The 16,371-nt window shown below is 59.7% G+C and carries 12 protein-coding genes; 5 read left to right on the top strand and 7 right to left on the bottom strand.

Annotated elements, in window-relative coordinates; genetic code table 11:
* The first annotated feature begins 1 nt into the window (after position 1).
* Both AC6I8F_RS03695 and AC6I8F_RS03700 read left to right on the top strand, forming a co-directional pair.
* Entirely contained in the window at positions 2 to 4,429 is a 4,428-nt protein-coding gene (locus AC6I8F_RS03695) for an RHS repeat-associated core domain-containing protein (RefSeq protein WP_498028543.1), read from the top strand.
* 4 nt (positions 4,430 to 4,433) lie between these two features.
* Positions 4,434 to 4,754, top strand: a complete 321-nt coding sequence (locus tag AC6I8F_RS03700) for a hypothetical protein (protein ID WP_058771506.1) — start codon at positions 4,434 to 4,436, stop codon at positions 4,752 to 4,754.
* Positions 4,755 to 4,908: 154 nt separating this feature from the next.
* On the opposite strand, the gene AC6I8F_RS03705 is transcribed toward AC6I8F_RS03700, so the two are convergent.
* Positions 4,909 to 5,583, bottom strand: a complete 675-nt coding sequence (locus AC6I8F_RS03705; RefSeq protein WP_238561547.1) for a YtjB family periplasmic protein — start codon at positions 5,581 to 5,583, stop codon at positions 4,909 to 4,911.
* 107 nt (positions 5,584 to 5,690) lie between these two features.
* Between AC6I8F_RS03705 and serB the strand changes: the two genes are divergently transcribed.
* The 3 genes from serB to nadR all read left to right on the top strand — a co-directional run bounded on the left by serB (position 5,691) and on the right by nadR (position 9,514).
* Complete coding sequence (gene serB / locus AC6I8F_RS03710; protein ID WP_021506809.1) at positions 5,691 to 6,668, top strand: phosphoserine phosphatase; 978 nt, start codon at positions 5,691 to 5,693, stop codon at positions 6,666 to 6,668.
* A gap of 13 nt (positions 6,669 to 6,681) precedes the next feature.
* The gene (gene radA / locus AC6I8F_RS03715; protein ID WP_021506810.1) at positions 6,682 to 8,064 is read left to right on the top strand and encodes a DNA repair protein RadA; all 1,383 of its coding nucleotides are present in this window, start codon (positions 6,682 to 6,684) and stop codon (positions 8,062 to 8,064) included.
* A gap of 223 nt (positions 8,065 to 8,287) precedes the next feature.
* Positions 8,288 to 9,514 (top strand): multifunctional transcriptional regulator/nicotinamide-nucleotide adenylyltransferase/ribosylnicotinamide kinase NadR, encoded by a 1,227-nt coding sequence (gene nadR / locus AC6I8F_RS03720; RefSeq protein ID WP_058781598.1) that lies wholly within the window; start codon positions 8,288 to 8,290, stop codon positions 9,512 to 9,514.
* Between the two features lie 49 nt (positions 9,515 to 9,563).
* Here the strand turns inward: nadR and ettA are convergent, their stop codons facing one another.
* The 6 genes from ettA to urtB form a co-directional block, all read right to left on the bottom strand.
* Positions 9,564 to 11,231 carry an energy-dependent translational throttle protein EttA gene (gene ettA, locus AC6I8F_RS03725; RefSeq protein ID WP_071813584.1) on the bottom strand — a complete coding sequence of 556 codons (1,668 nt, stop codon included), beginning with the start codon at positions 11,229 to 11,231 and terminating at the stop codon, positions 9,564 to 9,566.
* Between the two features lie 116 nt (positions 11,232 to 11,347).
* On the bottom strand, positions 11,348 to 12,112 hold the full coding sequence (gene deoR / locus AC6I8F_RS03730) for a DNA-binding transcriptional repressor DeoR (RefSeq protein WP_058757230.1): 765 nt from the start codon (positions 12,110 to 12,112) through the stop codon (positions 11,348 to 11,350).
* A 113-nt stretch (positions 12,113 to 12,225) separates the two neighbouring features.
* Positions 12,226 to 12,924 (bottom strand): urea ABC transporter ATP-binding subunit UrtE, encoded by a 699-nt coding sequence (gene urtE, locus AC6I8F_RS03735; RefSeq protein ID WP_021506813.1) that lies wholly within the window; start codon positions 12,922 to 12,924, stop codon positions 12,226 to 12,228.
* 1 nt (position 12,925) lies between these two features.
* Complete coding sequence (gene urtD / locus AC6I8F_RS03740; RefSeq protein ID WP_058771510.1) at positions 12,926 to 13,717, bottom strand: urea ABC transporter ATP-binding protein UrtD; 792 nt, start codon at positions 13,715 to 13,717, stop codon at positions 12,926 to 12,928.
* Positions 13,710 to 14,786 (bottom strand): urea ABC transporter permease subunit UrtC, encoded by a 1,077-nt coding sequence (gene urtC, locus AC6I8F_RS03745; RefSeq protein ID WP_498007997.1) that lies wholly within the window; start codon positions 14,784 to 14,786, stop codon positions 13,710 to 13,712. Before urtC ends, urtD begins: the two co-directional genes overlap by 8 nt.
* A complete protein-coding gene (gene urtB / locus AC6I8F_RS03750) occupies positions 14,786 to 16,351 on the bottom strand; it encodes an urea ABC transporter permease subunit UrtB (protein WP_498028544.1) in 1,566 nt (521 codons plus the stop codon). The genes urtC and urtB overlap by 1 nt, the downstream gene beginning before the upstream one ends.
* Positions 16,352 to 16,371: the final 20 nt, after the last annotated feature.

A 16,371-nucleotide genomic window follows, 5' to 3' on the forward strand; every position in this document is an offset into this window, starting at 1 on the left:
TATGGATAAGCACGCGGCCCGCCAGGGCGATGACATCATTCATTCCAGTATTTTCGCCGATATCACCAGTATCGTCGCTGAAGGTGCGGTCTACGCCGCGATGGGCGCGATTGTTGCCGGTGTGGCTACCGTAGCTGCTCCGCTGGTTGGCGTGGGTGCGCTGGCGGCGGTAGGCAGTAGCTGTCTGCTGAGCGGTATCATCGCGGGTGCGGTGGCGAATGTGGCAGGTATCACGGACGACATCAGCGCGGCTGCGGATGGCATTGGCGACATGCTGTTCCCGCCGTCGCCTGCGGGTGTCATTGCCAGCGGTTCGGATAATGTAATCATCAATGGCTTAGCGGCGGCTCGCGCGGCAGGAGAACTGACGGCAGGCGATACGCCACCACCGGAAGCGCAGTCGGCCGGATTTTTTGCCGACTATGCCGGCAAACTGCTGGCGGTTGCCGACCAGTTCGCCGGGGCGATGTGGCAGCCGACGATTGCCTCCGCTGCCGCAGGTACCTCGCCACTGGAACAGGATAAAGTTGCGTGCGAGAAACACAGCGGGCCACAGTATCTCGCTGAAGGATCTAAAAGCGTATTCATCAACGGCCAGCCGGCGGCACGTGCTAAAGATCGCACCACCTGTGGCGCGACCATCAGCGATGATGTTTCAGCCAACGTCATCATTGGCGGTGAAACGCTAACGGTGCGGGATATCAAAAGCGGCAAACAGCCCGGTCTGGCGCTGGCGATGATCGGCCTGTCGTTGATCCGCGGTCGTCCCGGCCAGATCCTGAAAAATATGCCGTGTGCGCTGGCAATGGCGGGCGGCGGCATGCTGGCCGATATGTCTATCAACGCGATATTTTCCGCGCTGCACCCGGTACATGCAGCTACCGGCGTGAAAGTGCTGAATGATGATGCCGAGCGTGATTTCTTGCTGCCGGGACGTTTTCCCCTGCGCTGGCAGCGCAGCTATAACAGCCTGACGCAGCGCGCCGGCCTGTTTGGCCGTGGCTGGTCGACGGTGTTCGACAGCTATCTGACGCTGGAAGGCAATCAGGCCACCTGGTTTGATGACAACGGCCGCGAACTGCGTTTTGCCTTGCCCGGTGAAAAAGAGGTGCTTTACAGCATCAGCGAAGGACTGATGGTGCGACGCAATGCGCACGGTGACGTGGCAATCGCTGACGATGACGGCGCGGTCTGGCGCTTGTACAAACCCACCGCCAGAAACCCGCAGCTCTTGCGTCTCGCCTCGCTGAGCGACGAGTACGGCAACGCGCTGGAGATGGGCTGGGATGAGCAGAGCCGGCTGGTGCGCATCCATGATGAACCGCTGGCGATTGACGTGACGCTGCACTACAACGATGAACGCCATCCGCACCGCGTTACCGCTGCCAGTCACTTTGACGGTGAACAGCACTGGCCGCTGATGCGCTGGAGCTTTGATGATCACGGCCAGCTGGCCAGCGTCACCGATGCGGCAGGCATTGAGACGCGCCGTTTCCGTTATAACGTGGATGGCCTGATGGTGTGGCACCGCCTGCCGGGCGGGCTGGAGAGCGAGTATCGCTGGCAGCTGTTTGATCACTGGCGGGTGATTGAAAACCGCACCAGCAGCGGCGATGGCTGCCGTATGCAGTACGATCTCACGGCAGGTATTACCCGCGTTTCTACCTACGATGGACAGCAGCGCGAGCATCACTGGAATGCACAGGGATTGATTACCTGCTACATCGACGAGCGCGGCGAGCAATGGCGCTACGAGTGGGATGACAAAGAACTGCTGACGCGCCGTATTGACCCGCTCGGCCATGCGGTGAACTTTAACTACGACGAGCTCGGTAACCGCATTGAAGAGCAGGATGCCGATGGCAATGCGCAGACCACAGAGTGGTTAACGCATCGTGCCCTGCCCAGCGTCATCACCCAGCCTGGCGGCGCTGCCATCCGTTATTACTACGATATCCATCACGGACTGGAACGGGTGGTCGATGCGCTCGGGTACAGCACGCGTTATCTGCGCGATGAGTTTGGGCTGATCACTGAAGAGATTGATGCGGCGGGCAATCGCTATCGCCGTGAGTATAACGATGCCGGGCAGGTCATTCGCGAGACGGACTGCTCCGGCCAGACTACGCGTTACCGTTATCATCCGCTGGGCTGGCTGAGTTGTGTTACAGCAGCCGATGGCGAAGAAACGCGATACTACTATGATGCCGCCGGGCGGCCCCGGCAGATGGAGCGTGCTGAAGGCTGGGAAGAACGTCTGGAGTGGAGCGAACGTGGTCTGCCAGTGGCGTATGCCTCGGCATACGGTAAACGCAGCGAATTCGCTTACGACCAGGCCGGCAGACTGACTCTCTCGCGAAACGCGCAGGGCGAAGAGGTGCAGCGCCGCTGGGATAGCCGTGGACGTTTAATTTCGCTGCAAAATCAGAACGGTGAAAGCTACCACTTTGAATGGGGCGCAGATTCGCTGCTGCTGGCGCAGGTCGGGCTGGACGGTGTGGCAACACGCTACGACTATGATGCCGCCGGACGCGCAGTTGCCCGCACTTTCGCCGCCGGTCACCCGCAGGCCATTACGCACCGCTTCGCCTTCAGCCCGGCAGGGCAACTCATGGCGCGCATCACCCCGGAAGGCCAGACGCGCTATGACTATACCGCGGCGGGCCAGCTGGCAAGCGTGGCGCAGCATCTGCCACTGGGGGAAAACCAGTGGAGCCGTGAAGCCGAGCAGGCGATTACCTTCGCGTATGACAAGGCTGGTCGCGTGATAGCGGAGCAGGGCGATCAGGGCAGCCTGGCGTGGCAGTACGACGCGCTGGGCAACTGCACTGCGCTGACGCTGCCGGATGGCCGCCAGCTGAAACAGTTGTATTACGGCAGTGGCCATCTGCTGAGCATTGCGCTGGATAACCTGCCGGTCAGCGAATTTACGCGCGATACACTGCACCGCGAGCTGAGCCGCAGTCAGGGCGGACTGACCACGCGCAGCGATTACGATCGGCTGGGTCGGCTGGTGCGTCGCGATGTGTTCGACGGTGAGGCACAGCGCCCGGCACCGCGCCGCTGGTCACGCCGGCGTGATTTCGACTACGGCAACAACCTGATTCGCGAACAGCGCGACGACAATCCTTTCAGCCAGACGCTCTGGCACTACGACAGCGCGGGCCGTCTGCTGGCGCAGGAAGGTGCACAGCCCGGTAATGATACGTGGCAGTGGGATGGCGCGGGTAATCCGCTGGACCGCAGCGCGGCAGCAGCGGTAACGCACAACCGTGTTACGCAGCTGAACGGCATCCGCTGGCGCTATGACGTGCACGGTCGCACCAGTGAAAAGGATGACGGTCAGACGCGCTGGCGCTACCGCTATGATGACGAGCATCGCCTGATCGAAGTCGTCAGCGAACCGCGCGATCGCAACAAGCCTCAGGTGCAGGTGAGTTTCCGCTACGATCCGCTCGGGCGCCGCATCAGCAAGCGCGTGCAGCGTTTGCTGCACGGCAAGCCGGCCGGAGCAGCGACCCTCACCCGCTTCGTCTGGGACGGTTTTCGTCTGCTGCAGGAAATACACGACGATGTGCCACTGACCTACGTATACAGCGACGCAAACAGCTATGAACCGCTGGCGCGTATTGACGGCAATGAGGGCGCGGAGATTTTCTGGTTCCACAATGCCGCTAACGGCATGCCGGAACGCCTGACAGACAGCGAAGGCCGCCTCAACTGGGAAGGCATCAATAACGCATGGGGCAAACTGCTGCGCGAAACTCATCAGCAACTGCCCGGCTACGACCAGAACCTGCGTATGCAGGGCCAGTACCTGGACCGTGAAACCGGACTGCACTACAATCTGTTTCGTTACTACGATCCGGACAGTGCGCGGTTTACGCAGCAGGACCCGATAGGGCTGGCGGGTGGGCTGAATCTGTACCAGTATGCGCCGAATGCGCTGGGGTGGGTGGATCCATTAGGCCTAAGCAGGTGCAAGGGCGATTATAAATATGATATGGTTAATAACCCTGGCCCACTTGCTAAATTAAGAAATAATCCAGCTGCAAATTTTGCAGGTGGTAAATATAATAAGAATATCTTAAAAGAAGATCTTGTTTTATATCGAGCAGGAAAGGCTGGCGGTGGGAAAAATGCTTTTGGCCAGTGGTTCACGAGAGACCCTGCTGAGTCAGCAGCAAAAGTTCGTGTTGATTTAGCTGTTAAACCTCAATGGATTGATAACGAAGGGGTATTAACTGGTACTTCTCCTTTAGAATCTGTATACAAAGTTTTAATACCTAAAGGAACAACTATATACGAGGGGCCAGTGGGTTATCAGGGAGGCTCTTATTTTGGTGGTCAAAATGTTACTCAGATATTTGTTGAGCAGCCTTGGCAACTGGCAGGGGTTAAGATAATGGATAGCTGGCCTTTAAGGTAGTGATATGCATAGTAAGATATTGTCAGAAGATCTATTAAATGAATTTAAAAAGTTGAGAGACATTCTCATAAGTGAGAAGGAAATTAACTGGATTCGCGGTGTCGAGTCAATAATAGAAAAACTAGAATGGTCTAATGATAACAGATGTGATGACCCAGAGTGTTTTTTTTACAGTGCTTGTGACACATGGAAAACGATGGATAAAGGAAATGGTTCTTTTTCTGAATATTTTATATGGCGGGATGATTTTGATGAAAGAGTCCGGTTAAATAAAATATATCAAAAGATAAAGGATAACATATGGAATATTGTGAATAACAATTAACTCTAAGCCGGAAGCGATCTCAATGATCCTCCCGGCTTTTCTCTTTAGCCGCCCGCCGTCAGAATCAGGCAGCCGCCTCTATCCTGACTGTCACCGCCCGACCGGTGTCAAACCTTGTTTCAGCAAGCGATCAGACCGCACCGCCCAAATGAACTCAACCCTCTTTCCTCTCCGTCACCACACTCTCCGCCGCCGTCTCTTCCTCTTTATCTTCTTTCACCGTTCTGCTGGCCGTCAGCAGGAACGGTGATTGCTGCCAGCGGGTGCGGCGGTCGCGCAGCAGGGTACGGGTCAGGATAATGCCGATCGCCAGCGCCAGCAGCATCATCAGGCGCAGAATATTGGTGGTGTTATCCACCTGACGCGATTCCGTCACCAGCACATGGGTATCCAGCGTAATACGCAGAAAACCCTGCGGACCCTCTTTCCCTTCCAGCGGCTGGACAATCTGATGATTGAAATAGCTACCGGCACGTTTACCGTCGAGCGCCAGGCGGTCGCGCACATTAATGCTCTCACCGCTGTGGGCCACCAGGCTGCCGTCGTCGGCATAGACCGAAGCATCCAGTACGCGGCTGTTATCCGTCATCTGATTCAGGATGGCTTCAATCTGCGTGCGGTTATCGTCGCTGTTGTCCATCAGCGGTTTCAGGCTGAACGCCACCTGGCGCGTCAGCGTGTGCGCCAGCTCCTCAACCTGTTCGGAACGGGCCATCTGATGGCCAAGACTAAACCATGACGCGCCCTGCATCAGCACCACTAACAGCGCCAGCGAGATAAGAACGATCACCGTGCGATGCAGGCGAAATTTCAGTGTGGTTTTGACCATCAGAAACCCGTGTGACGTAACAGCAGAAAGGCTGGCAATTATGTTGCCAGAACCCGCGCAGACAAGGTAGCCTCTTGCGTGGTTTTGTTGTCCCTACAGGAGCTGTAATGCCAAATCGTCTTACCTGGTGCGATCTGCCCGCCGATGTCTCTCTTTGGCCGGGTTTACCCCTTTCCCTGAGCGGTGATGAAGTGATGCCGCTGGATTACCGTGCCGGTCGGACTGGCTGGTTACTGTATGGGCGCGGGCTCGATAAACAAAAACTGACCGATTATCAGCATCAGCTGGGCGCGGCGATGGTGATCGTCAGCGCGTGGAATGTCGATGAGTATCAGGTAATCCGGCTGGCGGGCTCGCTGACACCGCGTGCCAGCAAGCTGGCGCATGAGGCTGGCTTTGATGTGGCGCCGCTTGGCAAAATTCCCCATCTGAAAACGCCAGGGCTGCTGGTAATGGACATGGATTCCACCGCCATCCAGATCGAGTGCATCGATGAGATCGCCAAACTGGCGGGCTGTGGCGAACAGGTGGCGGAAGTGACGGAACGCGCGATGCGCGGCGAGCTGGATTTTAAAGCCAGCCTGCGCGAGCGCGTGGCGAAGCTGGCCGGCGCTGACGCCAACATCCTGAAGCAGGTGCGCGACACGCTGCCGCTGATGCCGGGCCTGACCACGCTGGTGCACAAGTTGCAGGCGCTGGGCTGGCAGGTGGCGATTGCCTCGGGCGGGTTCACCTTCTATGCCGATCACCTGCGGCAGACGCTGCATCTGGCCGCTGCGGTAGCCAACGAACTGGAAATGCGTGACGGTAAGCTGACCGGCGAAGTGCTAGGGCAAATCGTCGACGCGCAATTTAAAGCCGATACCCTGAACAGTCTGGCCCAGCGCTTTGACATCGCACCGGAACAAACCGTGGCGATTGGCGATGGTGCTAACGATCTGCCGATGATTAAAACGGCGGCGCTGGGTATCGCCTATCATGCTAAACCCAAAGTGAATGAGCAGACGGAAGTGATTATCCGCCACGCTGACCTGATGGGAGTGTTCTGCATTCTCACCGGCAGCCTGATTCACGAAGAGCGTTAACTGAGGACTTGATTTGGCCAAAGCGGCAAAACGCGCCTTCGTCTGTAACGAATGCGGCGCTGACTATCCGCGCTGGCAGGGGCAATGCAGCGCCTGTCACGCCTGGAATACCATTACCGAGGTGCGCATTGCCGCCTCGCCTGCGGCCGCGCGCAATGAGCGCCTGAGCGGCTATGCCGGTAGCGCCGGCACCAGCCGGGTGCAGAAGCTGTCGGAGATCAGTCTGGAAGCGCTGCCGCGTTTCTCGACCAGTTTTAAAGAGTTTGACCGCGTGCTGGGCGGCGGCGTGGTGCCGGGCAGCGCGATACTGATTGGCGGTAACCCTGGTGCCGGTAAATCAACGCTGCTGTTGCAGGTGATGTGTAAGCTGGCGGAAGGGATGAAAACCCTGTACGTCACCGGCGAAGAGTCGCTGCAGCAGGTAGCGATGCGCGCCCATCGTCTGGGATTACCGACGGAAAACCTCAATATGCTGTCGGAAACCAGCATTGAGCAGATCTGCCTGATCGCCGAGCAGGAGCAGCCGAAGCTGATGGTGATCGACTCGATCCAGGTGATGCACATGGCGGAGATCCAGTCATCGCCGGGCAGCGTGGCGCAGGTGCGGGAAACCGCCGCTTACCTGACGCGCTTCGCCAAAACGCGCGGCGTGGCGATCATCATGGTCGGTCACGTCACCAAAGATGGCTCGCTGGCCGGGCCGAAGGTGCTGGAGCACTGCATCGACTGTTCGGTGCTGCTGGACGGCGATGCCGATTCGCGCTTCCGCACGCTGCGCAGCCACAAAAACCGCTTTGGCGCGGTGAATGAGCTGGGCGTATTTGCCATGACCGAGCAGGGCATGCGCGAAGTCAGTAACCCGTCTGCTATCTTTTTGTCACGCGGCGATGAGATCACCTCCGGCAGTTCGGTGATGGTGGTCTGGGAGGGCACGCGCCCGCTGCTGGTTGAGATTCAGGCGCTGGTGGACCATTCGATGATGGGCAATCCGCGCCGTGTGGCGGTTGGGCTGGAGCAGAACCGTCTGGCGATTCTGCTGGCGGTGCTGCACCGTCACGGCGGCCTGCAGATGGCCGATCAGGACGTGTTTGTGAACGTGGTCGGCGGCGTCAAAGTCACCGAGACCAGTGCAGACCTGGCGCTGCTGCTGGCGATGGTGTCGAGCCTGCGCGATCGCCCGCTGCCGCAGGATCTGGTGATTTTTGGCGAAGTCGGGCTGGCCGGGGAGATTCGGCCGGTGCCGAGCGGCCAGGAGCGCATTTCCGAAGCGGCCAAGCACGGCTTTAAGCGCGCCATTGTGCCGGCAGGAAATGCGCCGAAGAAGGCGATTGACGGTATGAAGGTGTATAGCGCGAAGAAACTGGCGGACGCGCTGGCGATTCTGGACGAGCTGTAAGGCGGGTTGTTGGGGAGGGGGTTTGGCTTGTGGCTCCACCTTTTCCCTCACCCTAACCCTCTCCCGCTTGCGGGAGAGGGGACCGATCGGAGAGGCGGAAAGTACGGCGTTGTTCTGCCATTTATCGCTCTGTTCAGGATTTTCCCCCTCTCCCGCGGGCGGGAGAGGGCCGGGGTGAGGGCCCGCGCGCACCATCCCTCTAATTCCATGCAGGAGGCACCACATGTCATCGTTTGACTATCTGAAAACCGCGATTCGCCAGCAGGGGCATACATTGCAGCAGGTGGCTGATGCCAGCGGGATGACCAAAGGCTATCTGAGCCAGTTGCTGAATGCCAAAATCAAAAGCCCGAGCGCGCAGAAGCTGGAAGCGCTGCACCGTTTTCTCGGGCTGGAATTCCCGCGTCGCGACAAAACCGTGGGTGTGGTGTTCGGGAAGTTCTATCCGCTGCACACCGGGCACATCTACCTGATCCAGCGCGCCTGTAGCCAGGTCGATGAGCTGCACATCATCATGGGCCATGACGATCCGCGCGATCGCCAGCTGTTTGAGAACAGCGCCATGTCGCAGCAGCCCACCATCAGCGATCGTCTGCGCTGGCTGCTGCAGACCTTCAAGTACCAGAAAAACATCCGCATCCATTCGTTCGACGAAGAGGGCATTGAGCCCTATCCGCACGGCTGGGACGTGTGGAGCGCCGGTGTGAAAACCTTCCTCGCGGAGCAGGGTATTGAGCCCGACTGCGTCTACACCAGCGAAGAACCGGATGCGCCGATGTATCAGCAGCATCTGGGTATTCCGGCGGTGGTGATCGATCCGCATCGATCGTTTATGAACATCAGCGGCAGCCAGATTCGTCAGGATCCGTTCCGCTACTGGGAGTACATCCCGACTGAAGTGAAGCCGTTCTTCGTGCGCACCGTGGCGGTGCTCGGCGGTGAATCGAGCGGCAAATCGACGCTGGTCAACAAGCTGGCCAACATCTTCAACACCACCAGCGCGTGGGAGTATGGCCGCGATTATGTCTTCTCGCACCTCGGCGGCGACGAGATGGCGCTGCAATACTCCGACTACGACAAAATCGCGCTCGGCCAGGCGCAGTACATCGATTTTGCCGTCAAATACGCCAACAAAGTGGCGTTTATCGACACCGACTTCATCACTACTCAAGCGTTCTGCCTCAAGTATGAAGGGCGCGAGCACCCGTTCGTGCAGGCGCTGATCGATGAGTACCGCTTTGACCTGGTGATTCTGCTGGAAAATAATGTGCCGTGGGTGGCCGACGGCCTGCGCAGCCTCGGCAGTTCGATGGATCGCCGCGAGTTCCAGTCGATGCTGGTCACCATGCTGCGTGAAAATCACATTGAATATGTGCACGTCAAAGAGGATGACTACGACACACGCTTCCTGCGCTGCGTCGAGCTGGTGAAGCAGATGCTGGGCAGCTAGCGCAGCACAACAAAAAAGGCGCCGCGGCGCCTTTTTGTTATCACAGCGATTACTTCGCCATGCGCTTGTACTTGATACGCTTCGGTTCCAGCGCTTCGGCGCCGAGGGTGCGTTTCTTGTACTCTTCGTACTCGGTAAAGTTACCTTCGAAGAACTCCACCTTACCTTCATCCTGATAGTCGATGATGTGGGTGGCGATACGGTCGAGGAACCAGCGGTCGTGCGAGATCACCATCGCGCAGCCCGGGAACTCCAGCAGGGCGTTTTCCAGTGCGCGCAGGGTTTCGATATCCAGGTCGTTGGTTGGCTCATCGAGCAGCAGCAGGTTGCCGCCCACCTGCAGCAGTTTCGCCAGGTGCAGACGACCACGCTCACCGCCGGACAGTTCGCCGACGCGTTTGCCCTGATCGGTACCCTTGAAGTTAAAGCGACCGACATAAGCGCGGCTTGGCATTTCGGTGTTGCCGATGCGCATAATGTCCTGACCGCCAGAAACTTCTTCCCACACGGTTTTTGAATTATCCATCGCATCGCGGAACTGATCGACCGACGCCAGCTTCACGGTTTCGCCCAGCTCAATGCTGCCGGAATCCGGCTGCTCCTGGCCTGACATCATGCGGAACAGCGTCGATTTACCGGCGCCGTTAGGGCCGATGATGCCGACGATAGCGCCTTTCGGCAGCGAGAACGACAGATCGTCAATCAGCACGCGATCGCCATACGCTTTGCTCAGGTTCTTCACTTCCAGCACTTTGTCGCCGAGGCGCGCGCCAGGTGGAATGAACAGTTCGTTGGTCTCGTTACGTTTCTGATAATCGGTATTGTTGAGCTCTTCAAAGCGCGCCAGACGGGCTTTGCCCTTAGACTGACGGCCTTTCGCGCCCTGACGCACCCACTCCAGCTCTTTCTCGATCGATTTGCGACGCGCCGCTTCCTGAGAAGCCTCCTGCGCCAGACGCTGATCTTTCTGCTCCAGCCATGAGGAGTAGTTGCCTTCCCATGGAATGCCTTCACCACGGTCCAGCTCCAGAATCCAGCCGGCAACGTTATCGAGGAAGTAACGGTCGTGGGTGATGGCTACCACGGTGCCTTCGAAGTCGTGCAGGAAACGCTCCAGCCACGCGACGGATTCGGCATCCAGGTGGTTGGTCGGTTCGTCGAGCAGCAGCATGTCTGGCTTTTCCAGCAGCAGACGGCACAGCGCGACGCGGCGGCGTTCACCACCGGACAGGTTGGCGATTTTGGCATCCCACTCCGGCAGACGCATGGCATCGGCAGCGCGGTTCAGCTGGGTTTCCAGGTTGTGCCCGTCGTGTGCCTGGATCACTTCTTCCAGACGGCCCTGCTCAGCGGCCAGCTTGTCGAAGTCGGCATCCGGATCGGCGTACAGCGCGTACACTTCGTCGAGACGCTTCAGCGCGCCAACCACTTCCGCGACCGCTTCTTCCACCGACTCACGCACGGTGTGTTCAGGGTTCAGCTGAGGTTCCTGCGGCAGATAGCCGACTTTGATGCCCGGCTGCGGGCGAGCTTCCCCTTCGATATCTTTATCAATGCCGGCCATGATGCGCAGCAGGGTCGATTTACCCGCGCCGTTCAGGCCGAGTACGCCAATTTTGGCGCCAGGGAAAAAGCTAAGGGAGATATTCTTCAGAATGTGACGCTTCGGCGGAACCACTTTGCCGACGCGATGCATGCTATAGACGAATTGAGCCACGTTGTGATGAGCCTCTTGGTCTGTAATGGGTGGAACGTCAGATGCTGAAGTTTAGCCGTTTTCACCCGGCAATCACAGCCGCATTGCGCGCAATCTTCCGCAGCGGCGGAATAATGCTAGCCGCAGTGCAGGGTGAGCCTGGCCGCCTGCAGCACGGCGAGCAGCGCGGGCGGAGGCGGGCTGTCGCTGACCAGCATATCAAACAGCGAGAAGTCGCCAATGCGCGCCGGCAGTACCTTGCCGTACTTGCTGCTGTCGCCGACCACGATTTTGGTCTGCGCCCGCTGCAGCGCCAGATGCTTGATGGGCAGTTCATTGAGGTTATAACAGGTGGCACCCTGCGCGGCGTCCATGCCGGCGGCAGAGATGAAGGCTTTATTGGGGCAGAGCGCATCCAGCACCGTGACCTGCTCGAGCGGGGTAAACACGGCGTTATCGGCGTGGAATTCGCCGCCGCACAGAATCACCCGACAGTGCGGCTTCTCTTTTAACGCCAGAAAGGTGTTGATCGCGCTGCAGATGGCGGTGAAGGGCAGATCGTTATCGATCGCTTCTATCACCAGCGGCAATGTGGTGCCGCAGTCGAAAAACACCGTGTCGTTGGCCTGTACCAGCGCGGCAGCCCGCTGTGCCAGCAGACGTTTCTTGCTGACGTTGAGGTTTTGCTGGTCGCTGACAAAATAGTGCGCCACGTTCTGCCGCGGGTCGCGCATCACATAGCCACCCAGCAGCACCACGCCCTGCGTCGCGCCGGTTAAATCGCGGCGGATGGTCATTTCTGACACGCCCAGCAGCTGCGCGGCCTGTTTTAAGTGCAGGGTGTCGCTGTGTTTCAGCGCCTGCGCCAGCTTATTGATTCGTTCGTCGCGGCGGGTTTCCATCAGTAACAGTTCGCTCAACCTTCGCTGCGGCCGGAATGGCCGGGTGGAGGGTAAACATAAGTTTTTTCTTGCAGATTAACAACCTGTCTTCTGCCTGCCCGCCCGCCGCACGGCTAAATCGCCACCAGCCCGCGCACGCCCTCGCTCTCCATATTCGCCCCTGCGCCACGCTGCACAATTTCGCCGCGCGACATCACCAGATAGCTGTCGGCCAGTTCGGCGGCGAAATCGTAAAACTGCTCGACCAGCAGGATCGCCATGTCACCGCGCTGTGCCAGCTGGCGGATCACCGCACCGATCTCTTTGATCACCGACGGCTGGATCCCTTCGGTCGGCTCATCGAGGATCAACAGCTGCGGCTGGCAGGCCAGCGCCCGGCCGATCGCCAGCTGCTGCTGCTGGCCGCCTGACAGATCGCCGCCGCGCCGCGTTTTCATCTCGCGCAGCACCGGAAACAGCTGGTAGATCTCTTCCGGTACCCGGCTGGCCTGGGTGCCGGAGAAGCGCGCCAGCCCCATCAGCAGGTTCTCTTCCACCGTCAGACGCGGAAAAATTTCGCGCCCCTGCGGCACGTAAGCAATACCGGCCTGTACGCGCTGGTGTGGCTTGCGCGTGTTAATCAGCTGGTTCTGCCAGCGAACCTCGCCGGATTTGACCGGAATCAGCCCCATCAGACACTTCAGCAGCGTGGTTTTGCCCACGCCGTTGCGCCCCAGCAGGCAGGTGATCTCGCCCGGGCGAGCCTCAAACGACAGACCGCGCAGGATATGGCTGCCGCCGTAATATTGATGCAGTTCTGCTACCTGTAACATCTCAGCGCCCCAGATATACGTCGATAACCCGATCGTCCGCCTGTACCTCGCGCAGCGATCCCTCAGCCAGCACCTGGCCCTGATGCAGCACCGTCACGTGGTCGGCAATGGTTTCCACAAAGCCCATGTCATGTTCCACCACCATCAGCGAGTGCTTGCCCGCCAGGCTGCGGAACAGCTCGGCGGTGTAGTCGGTTTCGGCATCGGTCATGCCGGCTGCCGGTTCGTCCAGCAGCAGCAGGTGCGGCTCCTGCACCAGCAGCATGCCGATTTCGAGAAACTGCTTCTGCCCGTGCGACAGCAGACCCGCCTGCCGCTGGCGTTCGCCGCCGAGCCGCAGCAGTTTCAGCACCTCGTCGATGCGATCGCGCTGCTCGCCGCTAAGCCGGGCACGCAGGCTGGCCCACACCGATTTATCGTTTTTCAGCGCGATTTCGAGGTTTTCAAACACCGTCAGCGCTTCAAACACCGTGGGTTTCTGAAACTTGCGGCCAATGCCGGCGCGGGCGATTTCGACCGGCGACAGCTGGCGCAGATCGGTATCCTGGTCGTAGATCACCTGGCCGCTGTCCGGGCGGGTTTTGCCGGTGATCACGTCCATCAGCGTGGTTTTTCCCGCGCCGTTCGGGCCGATCACGCAGCGCAGTTCGCCGACGCCAATCTGCAATGACAGATCGGTCAGCGCGCGGAAGCCGTCAAACGAGACGTTGATGTTCTCCAGCAGCAGCACCGGATCGGTTTGCTGACGATGGCGATCCGCCGGGTGCGGTTGGGTAAACAGTTGCTCAGTCATGACGCCTCCGGCGCAGCAGGCCAATTACGCCACGCGGCAGGAACAGCGTGACCAGGATGAACATCAGGCCCAGGAAAAACAGCCAGTATTCCGGGAAGGCGACGGTGAACCAGCTTTTGGCACCGTTGACGATGGCCGCACCCAGCAGCGGGCCAATCAGCGTGCCGCGTCCACCGAGCGCCACCCAAATCGCCGCTTCAATCGAGTTGGTCGGTGACATTTCACTCGGGTTGATGATGCCGACCTGCGGCACGTACAGCGCACCGGCCAGCCCGCACAGCACGGCGGAGAGCGTCCAGACGAATAGCTTGAAGCCCTTCGGATCGTAACCAATAAACATCAGGCGGTTTTCCGCATCGCGCACCGCCGTCAGCACGCGACCAAACTTACTGCGCGCCAGGGCAAAGCCCAGCGCCAGGCTGAACAGCAGCAACAGCACGGTCGCGATAAACAGTGCGATACGCGTGCCGGTGGCGGTGACGCTGAAACCGAGCAGGGTAGTAAAACCGGTAAAGCCGTTGTTGCCGCCAAAGCCGGTTTCGTTGCGGAAAAACAGCAGCATGCCAGCGTAAGTCAGCGCCTGCGTCATGATGGAAAAGTAGACGCCTTTGATTCTGGAGCGAAAGGCGAAGAAGCCAAACAGCAGTGCCAGCAAGCCCGGCACCAGTACAATCAGGCACAGCGCCCAGAGAAAGTGCTGGCTGCCGGCCCAGAACCACGGCAGCTCATTCCACGACAGAAACGACATAAACGCCGGCAAACCGCTGCCTGCAGCCTGGCGCATCAGGTACATGCCCATAGCATAGCCGCCGAGGGCAAAAAACAGCCCGTGGCCGAGCGACAGCAGCCCGGCGTAGCCCCACACCAGATCCAGCGCCACCGCGACAATCGCATAGCAGAGGATTTTGCCGACCAGCGTCAGCGTATAGGTGGAGATCGCCAGCGGATGGCTGGCGGGCAGCAGGGCGCAGAACGGCAGCACCAGCAGCAGCACGGTCACGATGACGCCGAGAATCAGGCTGAGGCGCGGCGCTTTGCGCACCGCGCGTAAGGTCAGTGGCTGGCTCATCAGTCAATCACCCTCCCTTTAACGGCAAACAGACCCTGGGGACGTTTCTGGATAAACAGCACAATCAGCACGAGGATCAGGATTTTGCCGAGCACTGCGCCAATCTGCGGCTCCAGCACTTTGTTAAGGATGCCGAGACCAAAAGCCGCCACCACGGTGCCGGCCAGCTGACCGACGCCACCGAGCACCACCACGAGGAATGAGTCGATGATGTAGCCCTGTCCCAGTTCCGGCCCGACGTTGCCCAGCTGCGACAGCGCGACGCCGCCGAGTCCGGCAATGCCGGAACCCAGGCCAAACGCCAGCATATCGATGCGCCCGGTCGGCACGCCGCAGCAGTCGGCCATGGCGCGGTTCTGCGTGACCGCCCGCACATTCAGCCCCAGCCGGGTTTTATTCAGCAGCAGCCAGGTGAGCGCCAGTACCGCGATGACAAACAGGATCACCGCGATGCGGTTATACGGCAGCACCAGATTCGGCAGCAGCTGCCAGCCGCCGGACAGCCAGCCCGGGTTGGCCACTTCGAGGTTCTGCGCGCCAAACAGCATGCGCACCAGCTGAATCAGCATCAGGCTGATGCCCCAGGTGGCGAGCAGCGTCTCCAGCGGGCGACCGTATAAGTGGCGGATGATGGTGCGTTCCAGCAGCATGCCCATTACGGCGGTGACGGCGAAGGCCACCGGCAGCGCCAGCAGCGGGTACCACGCCAGCCACTGCGGCGCAAACTGCTGGAACAGATTCTGCACCAGCCAGGTGGCGTAGGCGCCGAGCATCAGCATCTCGCCGTGCGCCATGTTGATTACGCCCAGCAGGCCGTAGGTGATCGCCAGGCCAAGCGCGGCCAGCAGCAGAATGGAGCCGAGCGACAGGCCGGTAAACGCCTGCCCGAGCCAGTCGCCCCACATCAGGCGCTGCTGTATGTGCTGCAGGCTGGCGGCCGCAGCGGCGCGCACCTGCGCATCGGGTTCGTTACTGGCCTGGGTTAAGCGCGTCAGGCTGGCCTGCATCGCCGGATCGCCCGATTCTCCGAGCAGCGTGACCGCTTTCAGGCGCAGCGCGGCGTCCGGGCTGGCGAGCTGCAGATTCGCGGCGGCCATCGCCAGCACCGCGCGTACTTTGCTGTCCTGTTCGGCGGCAAGGCGCTGTTCAATCAGCGGCAGCTGGTCAGGCGCGGCATCGTTTTGTAACTGCTGCGCTGCGCGCAGGCGAATCGCCGCATCGTCACTCACCAGCTGGTGGGCGGCGAGGGCGCTGGCAATCAGCACGCGCAGCCGGTTGTTCATGAAGAGTTTTTTGGTTTCGCCGTCCGGCTGCCGGGCGCTGTCGAGCGGCAGAAGCTGGTCAGCCTGTTTGCTGAACGGCTGTTTGTTCTGGTCGATAACCACGCTTTCATTGCGCAGCGCCTGCAGCAGCGGCAAGCGGCTGGCCTGCGGCGCCGCAGCCCACTGCTGCAGCAATGTCGCCTGCTGCGTGCGGCTGGCAGCGGCGAAATCAGCGCCATCACCGGCCTGCGCCAGCCACGGCAGCAGTAACAGCAGGCAGCTGAGAATACGGCGGAGTGTCATGGTGATCATCCTGTTATGGT

Source organism: gamma proteobacterium symbiont of Axiagastus rosmarus, from assembly GCF_059730925.1.